Source organism: Pseudomonas sp. 5P_3.1_Bac2, assembly GCF_025465995.1.
Lineage (GTDB): Bacteria > Pseudomonadota > Gammaproteobacteria > Pseudomonadales > Pseudomonadaceae > Aquipseudomonas.
Genome location: NZ_JANLNY010000028.1, coordinates 357333 through 380211 on the forward strand (window position 1 = coordinate 357333; position 22879 = coordinate 380211).

General features: G+C 61.5%; 22 protein-coding genes. 13 read left to right on the forward strand and 9 right to left on the reverse strand.

The genetic code is table 11. The features are described from left to right. Positions 1–90: 90 nt before the first annotated feature. From NTD81_RS18765 to NTD81_RS18790, 6 genes are all read left to right on the forward strand, one after another. Complete coding sequence (locus NTD81_RS18765) at positions 91–591, forward strand: GNAT family N-acetyltransferase (protein WP_262184257.1); 501 nt, start codon at positions 91–93, stop codon at positions 589–591. Positions 592–891: 300 nt separating this feature from the next. After that, entirely contained in the window at positions 892–2553 is a 1662-nt protein-coding gene (locus tag NTD81_RS18770) for a BCCT family transporter (protein WP_262184258.1), read from the forward strand. 131 nt (positions 2554–2684) lie between these two features. Continuing rightward, complete coding sequence (locus NTD81_RS18775; protein ID WP_262184260.1) at positions 2685–2852, forward strand: hypothetical protein; 168 nt, start codon at positions 2685–2687, stop codon at positions 2850–2852. A gap of 323 nt (positions 2853–3175) precedes the next feature. Beyond that, on the forward strand, positions 3176–5362 hold the full coding sequence (locus NTD81_RS18780) for a xanthine dehydrogenase family protein molybdopterin-binding subunit (RefSeq protein WP_262184261.1): 2187 nt from the start codon (positions 3176–3178) through the stop codon (positions 5360–5362). 9 nt (positions 5363–5371) lie between these two features. Then, positions 5372–5845, forward strand: a complete 474-nt coding sequence (locus tag NTD81_RS18785) for a (2Fe-2S)-binding protein (RefSeq protein WP_262184262.1) — start codon at positions 5372–5374, stop codon at positions 5843–5845. Further along, positions 5842–7143 (forward strand): cytochrome c, encoded by a 1302-nt coding sequence (locus tag NTD81_RS18790; RefSeq protein ID WP_262184263.1) that lies wholly within the window; start codon positions 5842–5844, stop codon positions 7141–7143. Before NTD81_RS18785 ends, NTD81_RS18790 begins: the two co-directional genes overlap by 4 nt. Positions 7144–7179: 36 nt before the next feature. On the opposite strand, the gene NTD81_RS18795 is transcribed toward NTD81_RS18790, so the two are convergent. Both NTD81_RS18795 and NTD81_RS18800 read right to left on the reverse strand, forming a co-directional pair. After that, positions 7180–7902, reverse strand: coding sequence for a 3'-5' exonuclease (locus NTD81_RS18795; protein WP_262184264.1), 723 nt, complete (start codon positions 7900–7902; stop codon positions 7180–7182). Then, entirely contained in the window at positions 7899–9773 is a 1875-nt protein-coding gene (locus NTD81_RS18800) for a DUF294 nucleotidyltransferase-like domain-containing protein (RefSeq protein WP_262184265.1), read from the reverse strand. The genes NTD81_RS18795 and NTD81_RS18800 overlap by 4 nt, the downstream gene beginning before the upstream one ends. A 123-nt stretch (positions 9774–9896) precedes the next feature. Here NTD81_RS18800 and NTD81_RS18805 point away from each other — a divergent pair, with 123 nt between their 5' ends. Together NTD81_RS18805 and NTD81_RS18810 are read left to right on the forward strand one after the other, a co-directional pair. Next, positions 9897–10457 (forward strand): LemA family protein, encoded by a 561-nt coding sequence (locus NTD81_RS18805; protein ID WP_262184266.1) that lies wholly within the window; start codon positions 9897–9899, stop codon positions 10455–10457. 1 nt (position 10458) lies between these two features. After that, on the forward strand, positions 10459–12378 hold the full coding sequence (locus tag NTD81_RS18810; RefSeq protein ID WP_262184267.1) for a DUF2207 domain-containing protein: 1920 nt from the start codon (positions 10459–10461) through the stop codon (positions 12376–12378). Here NTD81_RS18810 and folE2 read toward each other — a convergent pair whose 3' ends face one another. After that, on the reverse strand, positions 12379–13302 hold the full coding sequence (gene folE2, locus NTD81_RS18815) for a GTP cyclohydrolase FolE2 (RefSeq protein WP_262184268.1): 924 nt from the start codon (positions 13300–13302) through the stop codon (positions 12379–12381). A 72-nt stretch (positions 13303–13374) separates the two neighbouring features. Between folE2 and dksA the strand changes: the two genes are divergently transcribed. The 3 genes from dksA to NTD81_RS18830 are packed head-to-tail and all read left to right on the forward strand — an operon-like array spanning position 13375 to position 15669. Further along, complete coding sequence (gene dksA, locus NTD81_RS18820; protein WP_262184269.1) at positions 13375–13797, forward strand: RNA polymerase-binding protein DksA; 423 nt, start codon at positions 13375–13377, stop codon at positions 13795–13797. Positions 13798–13810: 13 nt separating this feature from the next. After that, positions 13811–15016, forward strand: a complete 1206-nt coding sequence (zigA, locus tag NTD81_RS18825) for a zinc metallochaperone GTPase ZigA (RefSeq protein WP_262184270.1) — start codon at positions 13811–13813, stop codon at positions 15014–15016. Next, complete coding sequence (locus NTD81_RS18830; RefSeq protein ID WP_262184271.1) at positions 15016–15669, forward strand: DUF1826 domain-containing protein; 654 nt, start codon at positions 15016–15018, stop codon at positions 15667–15669. The genes zigA and NTD81_RS18830 overlap by 1 nt, the downstream gene beginning before the upstream one ends. A 150-nt stretch (positions 15670–15819) precedes the next feature. Here NTD81_RS18830 and NTD81_RS18835 read toward each other — a convergent pair whose 3' ends face one another. After that, positions 15820–16194, reverse strand: coding sequence for an NADH:ubiquinone oxidoreductase (locus NTD81_RS18835; protein ID WP_262184272.1), 375 nt, complete (start codon positions 16192–16194; stop codon positions 15820–15822). 111 nt (positions 16195–16305) lie between these two features. On the opposite strand from NTD81_RS18835, the gene NTD81_RS18840 reads away from it, so the two are divergent. Continuing rightward, the gene (locus NTD81_RS18840) at positions 16306–17268 is read left to right on the forward strand and encodes a CobW family GTP-binding protein (RefSeq protein WP_262184273.1); all 963 of its coding nucleotides are present in this window, start codon (positions 16306–16308) and stop codon (positions 17266–17268) included. Between the two features lie 70 nt (positions 17269–17338). Further along, entirely contained in the window at positions 17339–18100 is a 762-nt protein-coding gene (gene blaOXA, locus NTD81_RS18845; RefSeq protein ID WP_410017183.1) for a class D beta-lactamase, read from the forward strand. A gap of 161 nt (positions 18101–18261) precedes the next feature. Here blaOXA and NTD81_RS18850 read toward each other — a convergent pair whose 3' ends face one another. The 5 genes from NTD81_RS18850 to NTD81_RS18870 all read right to left on the reverse strand — a co-directional run bounded on the left by NTD81_RS18850 (position 18262) and on the right by NTD81_RS18870 (position 22845). Beyond that, entirely contained in the window at positions 18262–18729 is a 468-nt protein-coding gene (locus NTD81_RS18850; protein ID WP_262184275.1) for a DUF3301 domain-containing protein, read from the reverse strand. 76 nt (positions 18730–18805) lie between these two features. Then, positions 18806–19282, reverse strand: coding sequence for an acyl-CoA thioesterase (locus tag NTD81_RS18855; protein ID WP_262184276.1), 477 nt, complete (start codon positions 19280–19282; stop codon positions 18806–18808). 113 nt (positions 19283–19395) lie between these two features. Then, entirely contained in the window at positions 19396–20763 is a 1368-nt protein-coding gene (locus tag NTD81_RS18860; RefSeq protein ID WP_262184277.1) for a glutamine synthetase family protein, read from the reverse strand. A 303-nt stretch (positions 20764–21066) separates the two neighbouring features. Further along, positions 21067–21441, reverse strand: coding sequence for a hypothetical protein (locus tag NTD81_RS18865; protein WP_262184278.1), 375 nt, complete (start codon positions 21439–21441; stop codon positions 21067–21069). 18 nt (positions 21442–21459) lie between these two features. Continuing rightward, entirely contained in the window at positions 21460–22845 is a 1386-nt protein-coding gene (locus tag NTD81_RS18870; RefSeq protein WP_262184279.1) for an aspartate aminotransferase family protein, read from the reverse strand. Positions 22846–22879: the final 34 nt, after the last annotated feature.

Here is a 22879-nt window from a genome sequence, read left to right on the forward strand (position 1 = left end):
TGCCTGAGCCCGGCCTGGCCCTAGGTCCGCCGGGCTCGCCGCACGGTGCTGCCTGCGGTAGGCTTAGGGCCTTCGTGCAAGGAGGCGAGTATGGTCATCACCACGTATTACCTGGAGATGCACAGCGCTGCGCAGATTCGCGGCAAGCCGTTGCCGGCTGAGCTGGAGGTGCGCGAGTGTGAACTCAAGCAGTATCAGTTCAACCGTTTTCTCTACCAGTGGGTCGGGGCGCCATGGCACTGGACCGACAACCTCAAGTGGAGCGATGGGCAGTGGCAGGCGCTGATTGAGCAGCCTAATCACCGCACGTGGGTGGCCTATGTGCAGGGCGGTATCGTCGGTTACTACGAGCTGCTGCGCCGCGATGACGCCGTGGAAATTCTCTACTTCGGTTTGCTCGAGCGCTTTTGCGGCCAAGGCTGGGGCGGTGCCTTGCTGAGCCATGCGTTGCACGCCGCTTGGGCTTGGCCCGGCACCCAGCGGGTGTGGCTGCACACCTGCACGGTCGATCACCCCCATGCGTTGGCCAACTACCAAGCCCGTGGCTTGCAGCTGTACCGCCAAGTGGAGGGCGAGGAGCAGCTGGATTGAAGATCCGATGCAACTGATTGGCTATCAAAGGGGTCACACCCCTGGATGGTGGGATTTACCCCCGGCTCATCCGGCCTTGCTGCCGGACTGATCGCCATGCCTGGCCGTGTTGACCAGCGCGCCAATTGCAGCCGTGCACCACGGCTGTCCAACCCGCCGAGGGCAGCTGCGGCTGCCGTCACTCAAGCCACCGCCGGCACAGGCCGCAGCGGGCTGCTAACCTGAGTTTTGACTCGGCGTTAACAGCCAGACAAACAGGCCGTCCGGCTTGCGTGGAAATTGCACAAGGAGAAAATCTACATGGAGCCTAAGCACTCATCAGACCATCCCACGCCCACTGCGGCGCCGTCGCCTGATGGGATTCCCGCACCGACTGGGCAAGCCAACCTGATCGACACCGATTACGTGATTGGCCAGGACAACATCAAAGGCCAGTTCTCCATTTCGCTGGATATTCACGGCAAGGTATTCATCATTTCGGCGCTCACTGCGCTGCTGTTCGTGGTGCTGACGCTGGCCCTGCAAAACGAAGTGGAGCCGCTGTTCAGCGCCCTGCGCGACTGGATCACCCACCATATGGCGTGGTTCTTTATCGGCGCCGGCAATATCTTCGTGCTGCTGTGTCTGGGCCTGATCGTCTCGCCCCTGGGCCGGGTGCGCATTGGCGGTAGCGCAGCCACTCCGGACTTCAACTACCTGAGCTGGTTCGCCATGCTGTTCGCCGCCGGCATGGGCATCGGTCTGATGTTCTATGGCGTGGCCGAGCCGGTGTCGCATTACAGCGCCGCTTTAGGCGGCGTGACCATGGAAAACGGCGTGCGTACCGACTGGGCGCCCTTGGGCGGCGCGGCGGGTAATGTGCAGGAAGCGCAGCGCTTGGCCATGGCCGCGACCATCTTTCACTGGGGCCTGCATCCGTGGGCGATCTACGCCATCGTCGGCTTGTCGCTGGCGATCTTCTCTTACAACAAGGGTTTGCCCCTGGCGATTCGCTCGATTTTCTACCCGATTCTCGGCGAGCGGGTGTGGGGCTGGCCGGGGCATATCATCGATATCCTCGCGGTGTTTGCCACCCTGTTTGGCTTGGTCACTTCCTTAGGCATTGGCGCTGAACAAGCCGCCGCCGGTTTGCAGCAGCTGTTTGGGATTACGGCGGATAACACCACCAAGGTCATTCTGATCGTCGCCATCACCCTCGTCGCCTTAGGCTCGGTATTGTCCGGCCTGGACAAGGGCGTGCGTATTCTTTCGGAGATCAATATCGGCCTGGCCTTCCTGCTGCTGGCCTTCGTCATCCTCGCCGGGCCGACCTGGATGATCTTGAGCGGTACGCTGAAAAACCTGGGTGCGTACTTAAGTTATCTGCCGGCGCTGTCTAACCCGGTGGGGCGTGAGGATGCCAACTTCAGCCAAGGCTGGACGGCCTTTTACTGGGCCTGGTGGATTAGCTGGTCGCCGTTTGTGGGCATGTTTATCGCGCGGGTCAGCCGTGGCCGCAGCGTGCGTGAGTTCCTGGTCGCCGTGCTGCTGGTGCCGTCGCTGGTCTCGGTGTTGTGGATGAGCACCTTTGGTGGCACGGCTTTCGAGCAAGTCGCCAGTGGCTTGCAAGGGGTGACGGATGCGGCACTGGAGCTGAAGCTGTTTGCCCTGCTGCATGAGTTACCGCTGACCGCGATCACCTCGTTCGTCACCATCATCTTGGTGGTGATGTTCTTTATCACCTCGTCTGACTCCGGCTCTTTGGTGATCGACACCATCACCGCCGGCGGCAAGGTCAACGCGCCGGTGGTGCAGCGGATCTTCTGGGCCAGCATCGAGGGGGTGATTGCCATTGCCTTGCTCATGGGCGGCGGCTTGGTGGCCTTGCAGGCCATGGCCGTGTCCACCGGCTTGCCCTTCACGTTGGTGCTGCTGGTGGGCTGCGTCGCCATCGTCAAAGGGTTGCTTAGCGAGCCGCGCTAAAGCCTGGCACCCGCGCGCTTGAGGGCGCGCGGGTGGCCTAAAGTTTGTCCTAGGACAACTTCTGCTTATGCACGAGCGACTATGCTGTGAATAGCATTGGGCATAACGCCGTAGTCGCTAAGGGGAGTGCAATGGACGAAATCAACACCATGCTGGCCGTACTGGTCGTCGGCTTTATCTTCTTGATGGTGGGCTTTAGTCGCCGTGAGCACGAATGGGGGATCGCGGTGTTAGGGATAGGTGGCGTGATCATGCTCGGCACCATCGGCTATCGCATCTACTTAGGCTTACAGTTGTAAATCAGCCGCGCGGCCTCGCGCGTCATCACTTCTGCCGGCGCCAGCCGCGCCACCTTGGCCGCAGCTGCGAGGGGATGTTTTCCTCGCGCTGTCCGGGCCCCGTCTGCACCACCCATGCAATCGCCCATTACCCCCAGGTTTTCGTGCACAGGCTACTGCTGCCTGCGCTTAGTGGCGCGCTGGTATCGCTACCACATATCGATGAGCGCGCCATTCAGACGATCCAACGATTATTATGTCCGACAAATGGAATGCAATAAGGGTGTGTGGCAAGGCGCAGATTTCTGCCGTTGCATGCACAACCATAACAATGGGGATAGTTGATGAGTCGATCTGTAGGTTCGCTGTCGCGGCGTCAGTTTCTAGTGAGCAGCGGTGTGTTGGTGATTGCCGCCTGCCTGCCGGTTAAAGGTTTACAGGCCAAGGCTGGAGGGCAGGGCAGCAGCACATTCATGCCGAATGCCTTCGTGCAGATTGGCGAAGACGGCCTTGTTACCGTGCTCAGTAAGCATTCGGAAATCGGTCAGGGGGTCTACACCGCCATGGCCACGCTGGTGGCTGAAGAGCTGGATGCCGACTGGGCGCAGATGCGCGTGCAGGCCGCGCCGGCAGACGTTGCGTTGTACCAGAACCTGACCTTTGGCTATCAGGGTACGGGGGGCTCCTCCTCGGTCGCTAACGCCTACCAGCAGATGCGCAGTATGGGCGCCATGGCCCGGGCCATGCTGGTGCAGGCCGCCGCTGCGCAGTGGCAGGTGCCCGCGCAGGAGATCAGCGTCGAGCAAGGCCGCATCCGCCATGCCGCCAGTGCCCGCGAAGCCGGCTTCGGCCAATTCGCCGCGCAGGCCGCACGTTTGAGTGCCCCGGACCCGGCCACGCTAACGCTGAAGAACCCCGCTAACTTCAGCCTGATCGGCAAACAAAACGGCGTTCACCGCATCGATTCCCTGGGTAAAACCAACGGCAGCGCGCAGTTCTCCGAAGATATCCACGAGCCGGATATGCTCACGGTGACCTTCAGTAAGGCGCCGCGTTTTGGTGCGAAACTGCGCAGCTTCGACGCCACCCAAGCGCTGGCAGTACCCGGCGTGGTGGCGGTGAAACAGGTCGAGATGGGCCTGGCGGTGTATGCCAAAGGCACCTGGGCTGCGCTCCAGGGGCGGAGCAAGCTCAAGGTTGAGTGGGACCACAGCCAAGCGGAAATGCGCAGCACCGAGGAGATCTTTGCCGAGTTTCGGCAGATCGCCCAGCAGCCGGGGACGGTCGCCACGCTGCGCGGCACGCCCGATGAAGCTCTTAACGCGGCCGACAAGGTGCTTGAGGTCGAGTACAGCTTTCCTTACGTGGCCCATGCGCCGATGGAGCCTCTGGGCGGCTATCTGTTTTGGGATGGTCAGAGCGTTAAGGCGCGCTACGGCTGCCAGATTCAGACGATTGATCACAAGCAGTTGTGCGCGCTGTTCGATTTGCCCCCCGAAAAAGTCGAGATCACCACGATTCTCGCTGGCGGCAGCTTTGGCCGGCGCATTGACCTCGGCAACCCGACGCTGGGCCCGGACCTGGTCGCCGATATGGCCGCGGCTGCCAAAGCCATCGGGCCTGGGCATGGCATCAAAGTGGTGTGGACTCGTGAGGACGATGTGCAAGGGGGCTGGTACCGGCCGATGGTCCTGCACCGTCTGCGCGGGGCCATCCGTGACGGCAAGGTCGTGGCCTGGAGCAATACCATCGCTGCCCATTCCTGGGCACAGCACAGTGTCATGGACAACTTAGTGGTCAACGGCATCGATAGCATGATGGTCGAAGGTGCCAGCGAGATTCCCTACGACATCGAGCACTTCCGCTGCACCGCGCACATCGTGCCGGGCAAGGTGCCCACTTCCTCACTGCGCTCCGTGGCGGCCACCCATACCAGTCATGCGGTGGAATGCTTTATTGACCATCTGCTGCATGAAAGTGGCCAAGACCCGGTCGAGGGGCGCTTGACCCTGATGGACAAGGCACCACGCGAGGCCGGGGTGCTGCGCGCCGTGGCCAAGGCGGCCAACTGGCAAGGCCCGGGCGTGAACGCCGGGCGCGCCCGCGGGGTCGGCGTGGCCAAGGCGTTTGGCACCGCGGTGGCGCAGATTGTTGAGGTGTCGCTGGGCGAGGGCGGCTTGCCGCGCGTGCACAAGGTTTGGTGTGCCGTGGACTGCGGCGTGGTGGTCAACCCGGACGTGGTACGGGCGCAGATAGAAGGCGGTATCGGTTACGGCTTGAGCATTGCCCTGTACGGCAATATCAGTCTCAAAGAGGGAGTGGTCGAGCAGTCGAACTTCCACAACTACCGCGTGTTGCGTATCGATGAGATGCCAGAGATCGAAGTGATCATCGTCGATTCCAACGAGGCCCCCAGTGGGGTCGGCGAGCTGGGCGTACCGGTGATTGCTCCCGCAGTGGCCAATGCCTTGGCCCTGTTGGGCTTGCCCCGCACGTCTATGAGCCTGCCTTTGCAAAGACTAAGCGTATAAGGACATACCATGATTAAGCTGACCGTGAATGATCAAGAGCTATCTTTTGCTGGCGATCCGAACATGCCACTGCTGTGGTTCCTGCGTGACGAAGCCGGTTTAACCGGCACCAAATATGGCTGTGGCATGGCCATGTGTGGGGCCTGCACGGTGCACATGGACGGTGTGGCCGTGCGCGCCTGTGCCATGACTATGGCGGCGGCGCAGGGTAAGCAGTTCACCACCATTGAAGGCATCGGGGCGACACCTGTGGGCCAGGCCGTGCAGCAAGCTTGGGTCGATCTGGATGTGGTGCAGTGTGGCTACTGCCAGTCCGGGCAAATCATGAGCGCCAGTGCCCTGCTGATTCACCAAGCCAAGCCCAGCGATACCGATATAGACGCGGCGATGGCTGGCAATGTTTGTCGCTGCGCGACGTATGTGCGCATTCGCGCCGCCATCCATCAAGCATCCGGCGCGCTGGATGAGGGGCGTTCGTCATGAGCCGCACAGGCAAAAACCTGATCGGGGGAGTACTGGCCCTGGCCGTGCTAATGGCGATTTATGTGTCCTACGTGCTGCTGCGCCCGGCCGGACCAGAGCCGGTAGCGCCCATTGCCGGTGCGCCGGCGCAGTTCACTGAGCTTGTGAGCCGTGGTCGATACCTGGCCAAGGCGGCGGACTGTGTGGCGTGTCATACGCAGGCAGGGGGACAGCCCTATGCCGGCGGCCTGCCGTTCGACTTGCCCTTTGGCACGCTGTACGCCACCAATATCACCCCTGATCACGAGACCGGCATTGGTACCTGGACTGATGACCAGTTTGTGCGGGCCGTGCGCGATGGCGTCGGTCCGGCAGGCAATCTGTATCCGGCGATGCCTTACACCTCCTATGCGGCGATGAGCCGGGATGACGTGTTGGCGATCAAGGCGTACCTGTTCAGCCTGGCGCCGGTTAAACAGCCGAACAAACCCCTTGAGCTGCCGTTCCCGTTCAACCAGCGCTGGGGTATGGCGCTCTGGAAAATAGGCTTCTTTGATAACCGCCGTTTCGCCGCTAACCCTGACAAAAGCCCACAGTGGAACCGTGGCGCTTATTTGGCCACGGCCTTGGGCCACTGTGGTGAGTGTCATACGCCGCGCAATTTGGCCTTTGCCATGAAACCTAGTGAGTATCTGGCCGGTGAGGTGGTGCAAGGTTGGCTCGCGTTCAATATCACCCCCCATCCACAAAGCGGCATTGGGGGCTGGAGTGACGAGCAATTGGCCGCATACCTGTCGACCGGTCACGCGCCAGGGCGCAGCAGCGCTTCGGGGCCCATGGCCGAGGCGATCCAACACAGCTTGCAGTACCTAGTACCGAGCGATATCCAGGCGCTGGTGACTTACTTGCGTGATATTCCCGCCCTAGCTGGGGACGAGTCGGTGGCGGTCAATCTCAAACCTGAGGGCGCCTTGGCTGCCAGTGTGGTCGTACCCGCCCAAGATAAGGATGATTTTGGCCAACGCCTATTTGCGCAAAATTGCGCGGGTTGCCATATGTGGAACGGCCAGGGCCGGCAAACCCCTTATGCCGGATTGTTGGGTAGCACCGCCAGCAATGATCCCCAGGCTCGCAGCGTGGTCAGTGCCATTCTGCATGGCACGCACATCAATATTGGTGGCCGCCATGAGTCCATGCCAGCGTTTGGCCAAAGTCACAGTGACGTCGAAATCGCGGCCATGGCCAACTATGTGGTCTCCCAGTTTGGCGCTAAGCAGGGCAGCGTGACCCCCGCCATGGTGGCGCAGCAGCGTAACTAGGGCTGAGCCCATCACCACGCCCGGTGGTGATGGGCATCAACTCCACAACTGGCTGACTGGGGTGTGTGGGCCAAAGTGTGTGCTCACCTGCGCTTGCAACAGCTCAGCGCAGGCCAGGGCGTCGGTCAGGGCATGGTGCGCCTGATAGCTCGGTAAGTGATACCGCCCGCGGCTATCGGCCAGGCGCAGCGACAGCGGTGGCCGGCCACGCAGACGATGCCACCAGCTGGAGTAACGTGTGGGATGCAACTGCGCCTCCAGTTGCATGGTGTCGATCAGCGGGAATTGCCAGCCTTCGCCCAAACACTGACGCGCCGCCTGCTCAAGAAAATTGCGCTCGATATGGCGGTAGTGCACCACCATTACCCGGCCGGCCATGGCTTTGAGCAGTTGATCGAGAATCTGCTGCATGCGCGGTGCGTGACGGATATCGCTGTGAGTGATGTGGTGGAAGGTCACCGAGGCATCGTGCAGCTCGCCTTCGGGTTTCACCAGCCAATAAGCCGCCTCGGCGCAGCGGATGCGCTGCAAGGTGAAGGGCAGCAAACCCAGGCTGACAATGGCGTGCTGTTGGGCGTCCAAGCCGGTGGTTTCCACATCCAAGGCCAGCAGCGGCACGTGCTCAAGTGGCGTATCCAGCGCGCAAGTGCCGACCTGATAAAACGCCTTCAGGCTGGGGTGCTGGGCGCTCTCGGCCAGGGTCTGCATGCGCTGCGGCCAGTCGAGCAGGGGTGGCGGAGCTGGGCCTAAGCGGATCATGGCTTTTGCCCAGGCTGCGCCGGATAGCGGAAGCGCATAAATTTCTGCGCATGGTTAAGCACCTGAAATGCTTCTTTGAGGTTGTGCCGTTCGCTGGCGCTGACCTGGGCCGGCTCGATGTAGTTATTCGCTTCGCTGCCCTCACTCACCGCCCGGGCCTGATGCTGGATACGCACCTTGCTTAAAAACTCCAGGGCGTAGCGCAGTTTGTCGAGAGCCTCGGGCTGCAGCAGCTGGGTCTTGCTGATGGCGTCCAGGCGCAGCAGCGAGTTCTGTGCCTGGCTGCCACAGGCCAATGCATGCACGCGGATCAAGTCGGTCAGGGGCGCGGTGCCGCGACCCTTGAGGTTGATGATGTGCTTCTGGCGGCCATCGGTCTCCATCACAAAGTTGCGGAAGATGCCCAGAGGCGGCGTGCGGTTCAGTGCATTACGCGCCATGGCCGCGAGAAACGCCGGGCTGCTGCTGGCTTTCTGCGCCAGCAGTTGCTTGAGCTCATCCACCAGCTCGGTCTGGCCGTAGATGCCTTCTAAGTCGAAAAAAATGCTGCTGTTGAGCAGGGTGCGCGGGTTGGGTTGCTCGATCCACTGGCTGAAGTATTGCCGCCATTGCTTCAGCGGCTGGCGCCACTGGCGGTTGCTGGCCATGATCCCGCCCTTGCAGTAGCTGTAGCCACAAGCGGCCAGGCCATCGCTGACAAACTGCGCGAGCTGCGCGAAGTACTCATCGTGCAGGGCCGGGTCAAAGCGGTCATCCAGCACCAGGGCATTGTCCTGATCGGTGACCACCAGTTGCTCATCGCGGGCCATCGAGCCGTTGACCATAAAGCAGTAAGGCACTGGCGGCGCCCCCAGTTCCTGCTCGGCCAGTTGCAGCAGGCGTTGGCAAAAGGCCCGGCCAATCCCGGACATGGCGCTGCCGATCATCTGCGCGGTGGCCTGCTCATTAACCAGGCGCACAAAGCTTGCGCGCAGATCCGGCAGCAGGCTCTGCAAACCTTCCACGCTGTTCTGGTTAAAGATCGCGTTGACCAGATACAGACTGCTTTGCGACTCGTAGCGGATGATATCGGACAGGCTGATCAAGCCAATCGGCCGCCGTTGTTGCACCACCGGCAGGTGATGGATGTTGTGCCTGAGCATGCACAGCATGGCGGCGAACACACTGTCGTGGCTCTGGATGGTGATCGGGTCGGGCGACATCACCTGGCTCACCGGGCTGCCTGAGGCTAAGCCGGCGGCCAATACGCGGGTGCGCAAATCGCGGTCGGTGAGGATGCCGACCATGTTCTGGTTATCCGGCGCGGGCGCGGTGATCACCAGTGACGACACGCTCTCGGCGGTCATCACCTGGGCGGCGAGCTGCACCGAGGTGTCGCTGCTGACACACACCGGCTCGCGGGAAATCAGCGCCTGCACCTTGAGCTTGATCAGCTCGCTGGCCTGCCCCTGACTTTCCACCGCCGACTTCAGGCGCGACTGGCCCTCGGCTTCAACAAACTCAGCAAAAGCATCGTGCTGTTGGCAAAGCTGGGCGAACACTGCGGCGGGGATAAAGTAAATCAAGCTATCTTCGATGGCCCTGGCCGGAAAGCGCACCTTGTTGCTGCGCAGCAGGCCGACCTGACCAAAGATGTCGCCCTCGCTTAAGCGGTTATGCAGCTCGCCACTGCGCCGGTAAATCTCCACCGCGCCGCTGCGCACATAGTGCAGCTCGTGGATCGGCGCGCCGTATTGGAGGATGTCGCTACCGGCCTTGAAGTACGCCACTTCAATTTGCCCGGCGATCAGATTCAGGCTGTCTTCGGGCAGATCGGCAAAGGGTACAAAGCGGCTGAGGTGATCGCGGATTTCCAGAATTTCGATTTGCATGGGCGTTCCATCGGGGGCACCGCCTAAGGATAGGCACACAGAACGAGCTTAGACCGGGGCAGGGCAAAGAGGTGCCGGCAATGTCTGGCAATTAGCACAACGGCTACAGAGAGGGGACAGGCTATGCAGGGAGGATGGATCGCATTGGCAGTGGGGCTGCTGGTGCTTGGCGGGGTGATTTATTACTACAACCGCCTGGTGTTTAACCGCGTGCGGGTGGCCGAGGCGTGGAGCGGTATCGAGGTGCAGCTCAAGCGCCGTGCCGATTTAGTGCCGGCCTTGGTCAACTGCGTCAAGCAGTACCTCAAGTATGAGCACAGCACCCTGACTGCCGTGGTGGAGGCCCGTACTCAGGCGTCTCAGTTGGCCGCTGCGCCGCCGGCACAACGCGCGCCGGTGGAGTCCAACTTAGGCCGCGACCTGCACAACCTGTGGCTGTTGGTGGAAACCTATCCCGAGCTTAAAGGGGATCGGCAATTGCTCGATTTACAGCGCAATCTGGTCGAGGTTGAAGAACATCTGCAAATGGCCCGCCGTTATTACAACGGCGCGGTGCGCGAGCTCAATGTGCTGGTCGAGTCCGTGCCGAGCAACCTGTTAGCCAAGGCGTTGGCCTTTACCCCCGGCGAGTTCTTCAGCCTCAGCGATCCGGCCCAGGCCGCTGCGCCGAATGTGGAGCTGTGAGATGAACGCCATCCTGCGCACATTCGCCCTATGCCTGTTGCTGCTGCCCGCGTGGGCCAGCGCCAGGGAAACCATCGAAGACTTCAGCGTGACTCTGCAGGTGCTCGCCGACGGCAAGCTGCTCGTCACCGAGCGCATTCGTGTACGTGCTGAGGGCCAGCAGATTAAGCGCGGTATTTATCGCGATGTGCCCCTGAGTTACCGCGAGGCATACGGCCTGCTGCACCGCGCGCCGGTAACGCTGTTGAGCGTGACCCGGGACGATCTGTACGAGCCGGTACGCAGCGAGCGCAACGGCTCCTGGCAGCGCTTTTATCTCGGCGCCAGCAACGTCGTGCTGATGCCGGGGGAATACAGTTATGAGCTGCGCTATCAGGTCGAGCGGGCGCTGTTGTGGCATGCCGACACTGACGAGCTGTACTGGAACGTCACCGGCAACCAGTGGAGCTTCCCCATCGCCAACGCCTCGGTTGAAGTGCTGCTACCCGCGGGAGTTCAGATCAGCAACCTGCATGCCTACACCGGCAGTAGCGGCGCTACAGAGCAGGCTTATCAAGTGTTGGAGCAGCAAGACAACTGGGTGCGGCTGAAAACCAACGCGCCGCTGGGCAGTTATCAGGGCCTCACGGTGGCCTTGGAGTGGCCTGCCGGGGTGATTGCCCGGCCGTCTACCAGTACGCGTTTAGTGCACGTACTGGGCGACAACCTGGGTCTGCTGGTGGGCGCCTTGACGGTACTGGGCCTAGGCATTTTTTATCACCTGGTGTGGCGCAGAGTGGGCCGCGATCCGGCCAAGGGCCTCGTCGTGCCGCTGTTCCAAGCGCCCGATGGGATGCCCCCGGCCATGGCTGGCTACCTCTGGCATCGTGGTTTCGGCGGGCGCTTCAGTGCGGCCAAAGCGCTAAGCACCTGGCTTACGCAGATGGCGATTAGCCGACACTTGAGCATTGCTGAAGAAGACCCGGGCAAGAGCTTTATCCTGACCCGTGGCACTGCGCCGTTAAGCCTGTTACCCGATCATGCACAGCACATGTGCAACGCGTTGTTTGCTGATAGCAACGCACAGGAGCCGCTGGAAATTGCGCACACTTTCGAGCCGCGCTTGGCGGCAGCCATGGCTCGCCTGAAACGCTATTTACAGGTGCACAGCGCCAAGTGGTATACGGCCAATCTGGGTTGGTGGGCGAGCGGGGTGGTCGCGGCCGTGGCCGGCGCGTTGCTCATGCTGCTGCTCAGTGTTGATGCAGTGGATTTCATGGCTACTGCAGGAGGTTTGCTGTTTGCCGGTATGTTCGCGCTGGCGGTGATCCTGCTGGTTAAAGTCGCTTGCAGCGCCAGCACCTGGAGGGGGCGGATCATTCCCGGGCTGTTTGCCTTACTGATGTGCTGGCCGGTTAGTTTCGGCTTGCACATCCTGGGTACTAGCTCGACCCTGCCCATCACCCTCCTACTGTCTAGCCTGCTATTGCTGGTGCTGGTCTATCGCATACTGCTGCCAGCGCCAAGCAAAGAGGGGCGGGCACTGCTCGATCAGCTTGAGGGTTATCGCGATTACCTGAGCCTCGCTGAAACCGAGGTGCTAGCCATGGCCGGCAAGGCGCCGGCGATGACGATTGCTCATTACGAGATGCACCTGCCTTATGCCATGGCCCTGGGGGTGGAAGAGCAGTGGACCGAGCGCTTTGCCACGGTGCTCAATCGCGGTCTGACGGATGCCAGCCAGCCCGACTACCAGCCAGCCTGGTACCACAGCCAGGGGCTGCGAGTTTCGCCTGTGGCCATGAGCAAAGCCTTGGCGATGGGGTTGGCTGATGTGGCAGCGCTGTCCTCAAGCCCACCGAGCCGCGCCGGAGGTGGTGGTTCGAGCGGTGGTGGTTTCTCCGGTGGCGGGCGCGGTGGTGGCGGTGGCGGGGGTTGGTGATCAGCTCCAGTTATGCCGGCTGCGCGCCACGGCATCGTGGGCGTGCAGGCTTTCGGCGTGGACCACTTTGAGTTTGAACGCCGCGTGCCCCGGCATCTGCAGCAAGGCTTGATGCAGGCGTCGCGCGGCGTCTTCGCAGAACATCAGGTTCTGCCCGTTGGCCAGGGCGAAGGCTTGTTCATCGGCGCGTTTAACCGCGGTCTGTACCGCGGTGCCGAGGCTGGCTTCGGCACGCTCGATTAAGGCCAGTAGCGGCAACTCGCAGGTGTCCTCGTTCAGGCGCACGCTGAGACTGGCGAAGCTGCGTTGGCTATGGGGCGTGGCGACGATGCCGGCGCTGGTGCCGAGCCAGTCCAAGACCTGCTGATGCGGTAAATCCTCACCGGTAAAGTCCGCAGAAAAGCGCTGCTGAATCAGCTGGCGAGCCAGGGCCGCAGAGCATGGGCAGGTGGATGAATAGGTGATCGTTACCCCCAGCTCCACCTGAAATCCCCATGGCTGTTGGCGCGCACGAATTTGCACGGGGTAGATCTTGTAGCCGTGCAGGTCGCTGAGCAGGGCTGGGCGCTTGAGTAGCAGCTCGCCGCGCAGGTTAACCAAGGCCTGCTGGGCCAGCCCGTCTTGGCTGCTGATGCAGCGCTGCAACAACTGCCGCAGGCTGGGCACGTCTAGCGTCTGCTGCGGCAACTCTTGCAGGGCCAGATACAGGCGCGACATATGAATCCCCCGCGCCTGGGCAGTGATCAGGTCGACGCCAATGTCGGCTTGGGCGCTGAGGCTTTGCCCGGCCAGTTGCAGAGGCAGGGCGATATTTTCCATACCCACCCAAGACAAGGGCGTGCTGTGGCTGGGCGCTTGGCTGGCGATATCCGGCATTGGCCGGGGCTGAGCTGAGGCTGACGACAGTGCAGAGGTTGCGTTCATCCGATTAGGGCTCTCAGGGTAAAAGTTAAATGTTATGTTATAACAATAACGAATTCTGAGTAGTGCCCGTCGATGAATGCCCAAGCCTCCTTAACCGTCGCTGAACTGCTGGCGCAGCCGGCGGCGGACTACATGAACCCCACCCAGCAGGAGTTTTTCCGCCAGCTACTCCATCGCGAGCGCAGCGAGCTGATGCAGCGCATTGAGGAGCAGATGCTCAGCCTGCGCGAGGCCGAGCCGCACAGCGATGTGGCGGATATCGGCAGCGCCCAAGAGCAGCAGCAATGGCAACTGCGCCTGCTGGAGCGGGAGAAGAAGCTACTCGACAAGATCGACCAAGCCCTCGAGCGCCTGGCCCGTGGCGAATACGGCTGGTGCACGGCCACCGGCGAGGCAATTGGCCTGCCGCGCCTGTTGCTTAGGCCCACCGCCAGCCTGTGCATCGAAGCCAAAGAGCGCCAAGAACAACGTGAGAAACACCAGCGCCAAGCCTGATGGAGATACGCCTATGCAACGTCTACCTGTAACCCTGTTAAGTGGTTTTTTAGGTGCTGGCAAAAGCACCTTGCTCAACGCCATTTTGAAAAATCGCGACGGCTTGAAGGTCGCGGTGATCGTTAACGACATGAGTGAAATCAACATCGACGGCAGCGCGGTGCAGCGCGATGTCAGCCTAAGTCGCAGCGAAGAAAAGCTGGTGGAGATGAGCAACGGCTGCATTTGCTGCACCCTGCGCGAAGACCTGCTGGAAGAAGTCAGCCGCCTGGCCAGCAGTGGCCGCTTTGATTATTTGCTGATCGAATCCACCGGTATTTCCGAACCGCTGCCGGTGGCCGAAACCTTCACCTTCCGTGATGAGCAGGGCCGCAGCCTGTCCGATCTGGCGCGCCTCGACACCCTCGTGACGGTGGTCGATGGGCTGAGCTTTGTCGACGATTTGCAGGCCGCTGACAGCCTCGCCAGCCGTGGTGAAAGCCTCGGTGAGGAAGACGAGCGCTCGATCAGCGATCTGCTGATTGATCAGGTCGAGTTCGCCGATGTGCTGCTGGTCAGCAAGATCGATTTGATCAGCAGCCAACAGCGCGAAGAGCTGCTGGCCATGTTAGCCAAGCTCAACCCACAGGCGCGCATCGTGCCGATGAGCATGGGCCAGGTGCCGCTGCATGAGGTACTCAACACCCACCGCTTTGATTTCGAGCGCGCCGCCCAGGCACCGGGCTGGCTGCAGGAATTACGCGGCGAACATGTGCCGGAAACCGAGGAGTATGGCATCGCCTCGAGCGTCTACCGGGCACGCCGGCCGCTGCATCCGCAGCGCTTTTTCGAGTGGATCAACCAGCCTTGGAGCAATGGTCGCTTGCTGCGCTCCAAGGGCTATTTCTGGCTGGCCAGCAAGTATCAGGACGCCGGCAGTTGGTCCCAGGCGGGCGGCATTCTGCGCCATGGTTTTGCCGGCCGCTGGTGGCGCTTTGTGCCGAAGAGCCAGTGGCCGCAGGATGAACAGAGCCTGCAGAGCATCGCCGAGCAGTGGCAGGACGAATGCGGCGATTGCCGCCAAGAGCTGGTGTTTATCGGTCAGCATATCGACTTCGCCCGGCTTAACGCTGAATTGGATCAGTGCCTGCTGACGGATGCGGAAATGGCCCAGGGGGCGGCCAGTTGGCAATCCTTGGCGGACCCGTTCGGCCCTTGGTATAGCGAGGAGGCCGCCTGATGCTCGCTGAATTATTACGCGCGCCGCTGCGCCAGGTGGCCAGTGAGCAGATTGATGTGTTGGGCGACATTTTTCTGGATGAAGTCAATCTGGCGTTGTGGCAACGGCAGTTGCCGGTACAGATCAGCGATTTCGTCGAGGCCTTGCTGGCCCAGGGCGAACCGCTGGCCTATACGCGGCAACTGGCGGTTAATCCGCATAGCACCGAGATTGTCGCCAGCGACCTTAACGGCTTGCTCGAACGCTATTGCGACTTGCCCGGCCATGCGGCGTTTGTCTGCGATCTGACCTGGCTGGCCAATGCCTACGCCTGCCTGTTTAGCCCCAAGCGCATTGGCCTGCGCCTGAGGATTTTGGATAAGGCCATGTGCCCGCGTTTTCATGTCGATCACGTCCCGGTGCGGCTGATCACCAGCTATGCCGGCTGTGGCACCCAGTGGTTGGCCGAGGGGGTGATGGCGCGCCGGCAATTGGGTCAGGCCCATGCTGAGCCGACTGACGCCAGGCTGATCCAGCAGGCGCTGGCCGGGCAGGTGTTGTTGGCCAAGGGTGAGAAGTGGGCTGGCAATGAGGGCGCCGGGTTAATCCATCGTTCACCGCAACCGGCAGCGGGTGAACGGCGCTTATTGTTGACCTTGGATTGGCTGGCCTAAGCCGCGCTTATCGCACCTATTAAAAACGGTAGGCAAAAATAAGCCGCGTATAAACGCGGCTTGATAACACCGGGACTTACTTAGCATGCCCGGTGAGCACCCGGGAGCTAATAAACCATTGTGCTGTTACATTTTTGTTACTGCGTGTGACTATGGCTTGGGCGTTTGCCATTGGCCTTGGCTTTGCTGCTCGCAAAAGGGCTTGAGGTAAGCGGCGTCGCTGGCCACCCCGTAGTAGTGCACGTCCTGTCGATAGGGCGTGCCTTGGGTCTGGGCATTGGCGCATATGCCAAAGGCGCCGCCGGGACACTGAGGCATAAACTCCACGGCGACTTTTTGGTCTTTGAGCTGTGGCTGGCAGAAGCCGTCATGAAACAGCCGGGCAGGGATGCTGCGGTTTTGCTGGCAGACCTTAACATCCAGACGTTCAGATTGGCTGTGCACCACACAGGCCTCAGCCCAGGCTTGGCTGACGCTGGCGCAGACAGCCCAGAGCAACAGCGCAAGCGGCAGAGCAACACGCATCGCTAATCTCCGCGAAAAATGGCTGGCGACTCTAGCACGGCCGGCTTTATGCGTATGTGCAGGGCTCGGCACGGCTAGAATGCTTCCACCTCTTCACACCTTGAGTGTCCGATGCTGCACAACATCCCCACCCACGTGATCGCCGGGCCTTTGGGCGCCGGTAAAACCAGTGTGCTTAAGCAGCTGTTGGCGCAGCGCCCCAGTGGCGAGCGCTGGGCGCTGCTGATTAACGAGTTTGGTTTGATTGGCCTCGATCAGGCGCTGCTGAGCACGGACGATGAAGGCATCAGTCTCGGCGAGGTGGCCGGCGGCTGTCTGTGCTGCGTCAACGGCGTGCCGTTTCAGGTGGGCCTGACGCGGCTGCTGCGCAAGGCCAAACCGCAGCGCCTGTTTATCGAACCCTCGGGCTTGGGTCATCCGCTGCAATTGCTTGAGCAACTGCGCGACGCCCCTTGGGCTGGCGTGCTGGCCGTGCAACCCGCGTTGCTGGTGCTGGATGCCCAAGCCCTGGCCGCCGGCGAGCCATTGCCCGACAGCCAAGCGCAAACCTTAGCCAGCGCCGGCTTGCTGCTGCTCAACAAAGCCGAGCGGCTGGATGACGCAAGCCGTGCGCAAGTCGCCGCGCAACTGCCGCCAAGGCCGCTGCTATGGACCGTGCAGGGCGCCATCGAGCTGCACCAGCTACCCGGCTATAGCAGCCAAACCACTACGGTCGATGCTGTGGATCACCTGCCGCCGGCTGAGCCCGAGCTGAAAACCTTGTGGCGCAGTCCCGAGCAGCCGATCTGCTTGCAGCAACAGCAGGCCGAAGGCTGGAGCATCGGTTGGCGCTGGCATCCCAGCCAACAGTTTGAGTTGATGCGCGTGCAGCTATGGTTGAACAGCTTGGGCTGGCGACGCGCCAAGCTGGTGCTCAATAGCAACGCCGGCTGGCTGGCGGCCAATGCTGTAAATGCTCAGCCCTTACACTGGCAAAGCAGCCCGTGGCGCAGCGACTCGCGCCTAGAGCTGATCTTCGCCGAGGCGCAAGATGCCGCGGCGTTGCAGGTGGCGTTTAACGCCTGCCGGTTATAGCGGTCCAAATGCCCGAACCAAGGTTTAGGGAGCAACAGCTTTGAAGAGAATCATTACGGCTGCGCTATTGATGGCGGGCCTGGGTTTGGCCCAGGCGCAGGACTTACAGTGGCGCGATAGCCCTGGCGTGGCGCAGTTGTTCGCCCAGGCCAAGGTGCCGGGCACTTTTGTTGTGTATGAGCTGGGCAGCACGCAGTTAGTCGGCACTAATCAGGCGCGGGCGCAGCAGCGTTTTGTCCCGGCCTCGACCTTTAAAATCCCCAACAGCCTGATTGGTCTCGGCAGCGGGGCGGTGAGCAGTGTCGATGAAGTTTTCCGTTATGACGGTCAGCCGCGCTTTCTCAAGAGTTGGGAAAAAGACATGGGCCTGCGCGAGGCCATCCAAGTCTCCAACTACCCGGTGTACCAAGAGCTGGCGCGGCGTGTGGGCCTTAAGCGGATGACCGCGCAAGTGGCGGCGCTGGATTACGGCAACGGCCAGGTTGGCACGGTTGTGGATAACTTCTGGGTGCGCGGCCCGCTGGCCATTAGCGCCATTGAACAAAGCCAGTTCCTCGCCCGCTTGATGGATGATCAACTGCCGTTTAGCGCCGAGCAGCAAGCCGTGGTGCGCGAGATTTGTTTGCTGGAACAAGGCCCTGATTGGCGCCTATATGGCAAAACTGGCTGGTCGACGGCGCAGCAGCCGGGCGTAGGTTGGTGGGTCGGCTGGCTGGAACACGGCGACAAGCGTTATAGCTTTGCCCTGAATATGCCGATGGATGATATCGAGCAGGGGCCGCAGCGTATCGCCTTGGGCAAGGCCAGCCTGCGTGCGTTGGGCTTGCTTTAGGCTTTGTGCGAAAAGTGCCTGCGCTCGATCAGGCGGCGTTAAAAATCGCTTCGCAATGCTGATTTACCACTGGTAAAGGCGAATGCGCGCGCAGTCCGTTGCTCACCGTTGTTTGCCTTGCCTGATCTTCGCGGGGAGACTTTTTGGACAGAACCCAGGGCTCAGTGCAGCGACTGGTAGTCGTTGGGCTTGCTGTGCTCGCGGCGCCACTGGGCCAGTTCGATCACCTTGCCGCGGTGGTCGCTGTTAGAGCTGTGGCCGGGGTTAAGCTCAGGGCTTGGCGGGATCACGCTGGCGCTGTTATCGACGCTGTGCAGCATGGGGTAGGGCGCCAGTTCGATGCGTCCAACATGCTTGCCGAACATGGTGATGGTGCCATCGTGGCGCTGTTCGCCGGTGACGGTGAACTCAAAGCCATAGACACGGGCAAAGCGCTTGTGGCCCTGGCCGTCGCGGACAAAACCGATGCGCCGCAGCGCCACGTTTTCGTCCAACAAATCCAGTTCCAGCTTGGCGCAGTGCTGCTTGACCAACTGCAGTGCCCGCTCGCGCAGGCCGTGGGCATGCCACAGCCAGGCGCAGCAGGTGGCGAACAACATCAGCAGAAATACATCGAACAAATCAATCATGGCGGCTCCCGCAACAATGGCCAGAGCTTACTCCATCGTCATGCCCGGTTTGTTGCCAATGCGTCGATATTGCTCATTAATCACCCAGGGATTTGTAACGCTCTTGCAGCTCTTTGCGGATCTCCCGGCGCTGTATGGCTTTGCGCTGGCGGCGCAGGCCATCGGCGCATTCCGGCAGCAGCGGCGGCACTTCCACGGATTTGCCGTGATCGTCCACCGCGACCATGGTGAAGAAGCAGCTGTTGGTGTGGCGCACCGAGCGCTCGCGGATGTTTTCCGTGACCACCTTGATGCCGATCTCCATGGAGGTGCGGCCGGTGTAGTTGACCGAGGCGAGAAAGGTCACCAGCTCGCCGACTTGGATCGGCTCGCGGAAGATCACCTGATCCACCGACAGGGTCACCACGTAGCGCCCGGCATAGCGGCTGGCGCAGGCGTAGGCCACTTCGTCGAGGTACTTAAGCAGGGTGCCGCCGTGGACCTTGCCAGAGAAGTTGGCCATGTCCGGGGTCATCAGCACAGTCATCGACAGCTGGCTGTTAATAGGTTCCATAGAATAAGGCTCATATCAGGCTGAGGGGGGCCTAGCTTAGTGCTTATGGCCGCGAATAAGTTGCCCCTTGGGCTACAGGCCGTGGGCGAAGCCACGACCTGCGTGGCTTTCAGCTAAGCGTGAGTAAGGTACCAGCGCCAGTCTTGCTCGCCGACTTCGGCCATAAACTGGCGCATTTCTGCCCATTTGATCGACAAAAATACTTTGAGGAAGTCCTCGCCCAAGGCCTGTTTGGCCCAGCTCGACTGCTCCAGATTGCGCAGCGCCGTGAGCCAGTCGGTGGGCAGGGTGTCCCGCGCTTGCGCATAGCCGTTGCCGACAATGGCCGGACCCGGATCTATTTGCTGTTGGATGCCGTGATGAATCCCGGCGAGGATCGCCGCCGCTGCCAGATAAGGGTTGGCATCGGCGCCGCAGATGCGGTGTTCGATATGCCGACTGTGCGCCGGACCGCCGGGCACGCGCAGTGACACAGTACGGTTATTTACCCCCCAGCTCTTGGCCAGCGGCGCATAACTGTTGGCCTGGAAGCGGCGAAAGGAGTTGGCGTGGGGGCAGAAAATCCCTAGCGCATCGTCCAGCGTGGCGAGCATGCCGCCGATGGCATGGCGCAGCAGCGGCGTGCCCTGGGGATCGGCGCTGGCCATCAGGTTGTTGCCGGCGGCGTCGGCCAGGCTGACATGCAAATGCAGGCCGCTGCCGGCCAAATCGGCAAAGGGTTTGGCCATAAAGCAGGCATGCAGCCCGTGTTTGTTGGCCACGCCTTTGACCAGACGTTTGTAGCGCACGCCTTCATCCACCGCTTGCAGGGCGTCGAAGCGGTGCTCCAGGGTCAGCTCCAGCTGGCCGGGGGCGTACTCGGAAATCGCCGTGCGCACCGGCAGGCGTTGCACCGCGCAGGCGGCGTAGAGATCATCGAGAAACGGCTGCAATTGCTCCAGTTCGGTTACCCCATACACCTGTGGCGCTTGCGGGCGGATGCCGTTGCCTTGCACCGCCGGTTGCGGCCGGCCTGCGGCGTCGGGCTGTTGATCGAGCAGATAAAACTCCAGCTCCACTGCCATCACCGGGTGATAACCGTCGGCCTTAAGCCGCTCGATGGCCTGCACCAATACATGCCGGGGATCGGCCGGGGCGGCGGGCAGACCTTGGGTGGGGTGCATGCTCACCTGCAATTGGCCGGTGGGGGTGTTACGCCAAGGTTGCAGGGTCAGGCTGCCGGGCAGCGGATAAGTCCAGCAGTCGGCGTCGGCCACTTCCCAGACCAGGCCGCTTTCTTCCACGTCTTCCCCACGAATGGTCAGGGCCAGAATCGAGCTGGGCAACGGTCGGCCATTTTCATAGATGGCCAACAGCTCATCCCGGTGCAACAGCTTGCCGCGCGGCACGCCGTTGGCATCGATAAGGATCAGCTCGATGCTGCGCACCTGCGGGTTGGCGGCGAGGAAGTCGCGGGCTTCCTGGGGGGCGGCAAATTGCATGATGCGGTCTCTCGATGACGTTGTGGGTGGCCGGCGCTTGGGCTCGGTGTTGCTTGTTGGTGGATGAAAAGAGCGTCATCCACCCTACGGGTTACGGCGTTGTTGCGGTGCTGCATGCGTAGGGTGGATGGCTTGTCCATCCACCGGTAACGCGGTGTTGCTGGCTTGGTGGATGAAAAGAGCGTCATCCACCCTACGGGTTACGGCGTTGTTGCGGTGTTGCATTGCGTAGGGTGGATGGCTTGTCCATCCACCGGTAATTCGGTGTTGCTGGCTTGGTGGATGAGAAGAGCGTCATCCACCCTACGGGTTACGGCCTTGTTGCGGTGTTGCATGCGTAGGGTGGATGGCTTGTCCATCCGCCGATAACGCGGTGTTGCTGGCTTGGTGGATGAGAAGAGCGTCATCCACCCTACGGGTTACGGCGTTGTTGCGGTGCTGCATGCGTAGGGTGGATGGCTTGTCCATCCACCGATAACGCGGTGTTGCTGGCTTGGTGGATGAGAAGAGCGTCATCCACCCTACGGGTTTGCGGCGCTGTTGCGGTGTTGCATGCGTAGGGTGGATGGCTTGTCCATTCACCGGTAATTCGGTGTTGCTGGCTTGGTGGATGAGAAGAGCGTCATCCACCCTACGGGTTTGCGGCGCGGCCTTGGTAGGGTGGATGGACGAAGCCATCCACCAATACTTCGACGGCTATTCGCGGGCGCCGGGGATGGCCAGCAATTCGTCCAGGGCCTGATCCAGGGTGCTGATTAACTTATCCACATCGGCGGCACTGGTGCTGGGGCAGCACAGGGTCATGTTGTGGAACGGCGTGATAAGGATGCCGCGGTTGATCAGGTACAGGTGCAGGGCCATTTGCAGCTCGTCGTGGAACGCCGCCTCGGCCTCGGCGCCGGTTTTCGGCGATACCGCGCAGAACTGAAACTCGCTGCGCGCGCCCAGCTCGGTCACCGACCACTTGAGCTGGTGCTTACTGATCAACTGCCGGAAACCATCGGCCAGGCGCTTGGCCAGCGGCAGCATGTGCGCGTAGGCGGCCGGCGTCATCACCTGTTCCAGGTTGGCGCGCATGCAGTGCATGGCCAGGGCGTTGGCCGACAGCGTGGTGCCCATGCCGCTATGGCCATGGCTATTGGCGCTGGCGCGTTGGCGGGCCTGGTTCATCTGCTCGGCCATCGCGGCGCTGCAACCAAAGATGCCGCACGGCACGCCGCCGGCAATTGGCTTACCCAGCACAAAGAAGTCCGGATCTAAATGCCAGAGCCGGGTGCAGCCACCGATATCGGTGGAGATGGTGTGGGTTTCGTCGATGATCAGCAGGCTGCCGTACTTGCGCGTCAGTTCGCGGCACTGCTGCATAAAGCCAGGTTCTGGCAGGACCATGCCGATATTGGTCATCGCCGGCTCGCACAACAAGGCGCAGACATCGCCTTGGGCCAGGGCGGCTTCCAGCGCGGCCACATCGTTAAAGGGGATCGAGCGGCTGTATTGGGTCAGGTCATAGGCCTGACCGATCAGGCCGCTGCGCGCCACCGTGGTGCCGTCGCGGTCGCGCACCATCACGTCGTCCACCGTGCCGTGGTAGCAGCCGTCAAACACCAGCAGGGTCTTGCGCTGGGTGATGGCGCGCGCCCAGCGCAGCACATAGCGGTTGGAATCGGTGGCGGTGGCGGTGACTTGCCAGTAGGGCAGGCCGAAGCGCTGGGCCAGCAGCTCGCCACAGACTACCGCGTCTTCGCCGGGAAGCATGGTGGTCAGGCCACGGTTGCCTTGCTCGGCGATGGCCTGGGCGATGGGCTCGGGCGAGTGGCCGAACATGCTGCCGGTGTCGCCCAGGCAGAAGTCGATGTACTCGTGGCCATCGACGTCATAGAAGCGCGCGCCCTTAGCCCGTTCGACAAACAGTGGCACGGGCGTCGACCAGTCGGCCATCCAGTGCATCGGCACGCCGCCATACAACGATTGGCGCGCCCGTTCGGCCAACGCCTGAGATTTGGGATTAGCTTGCAAAAACAGCTGGCGCTGTTTCTGCGCGAAGACTTCAACGGCAGCTGGGCTAATACCACTGGCGGTCATGCTGAGTACCTTTATCGTTTTTTATTCATGCTAT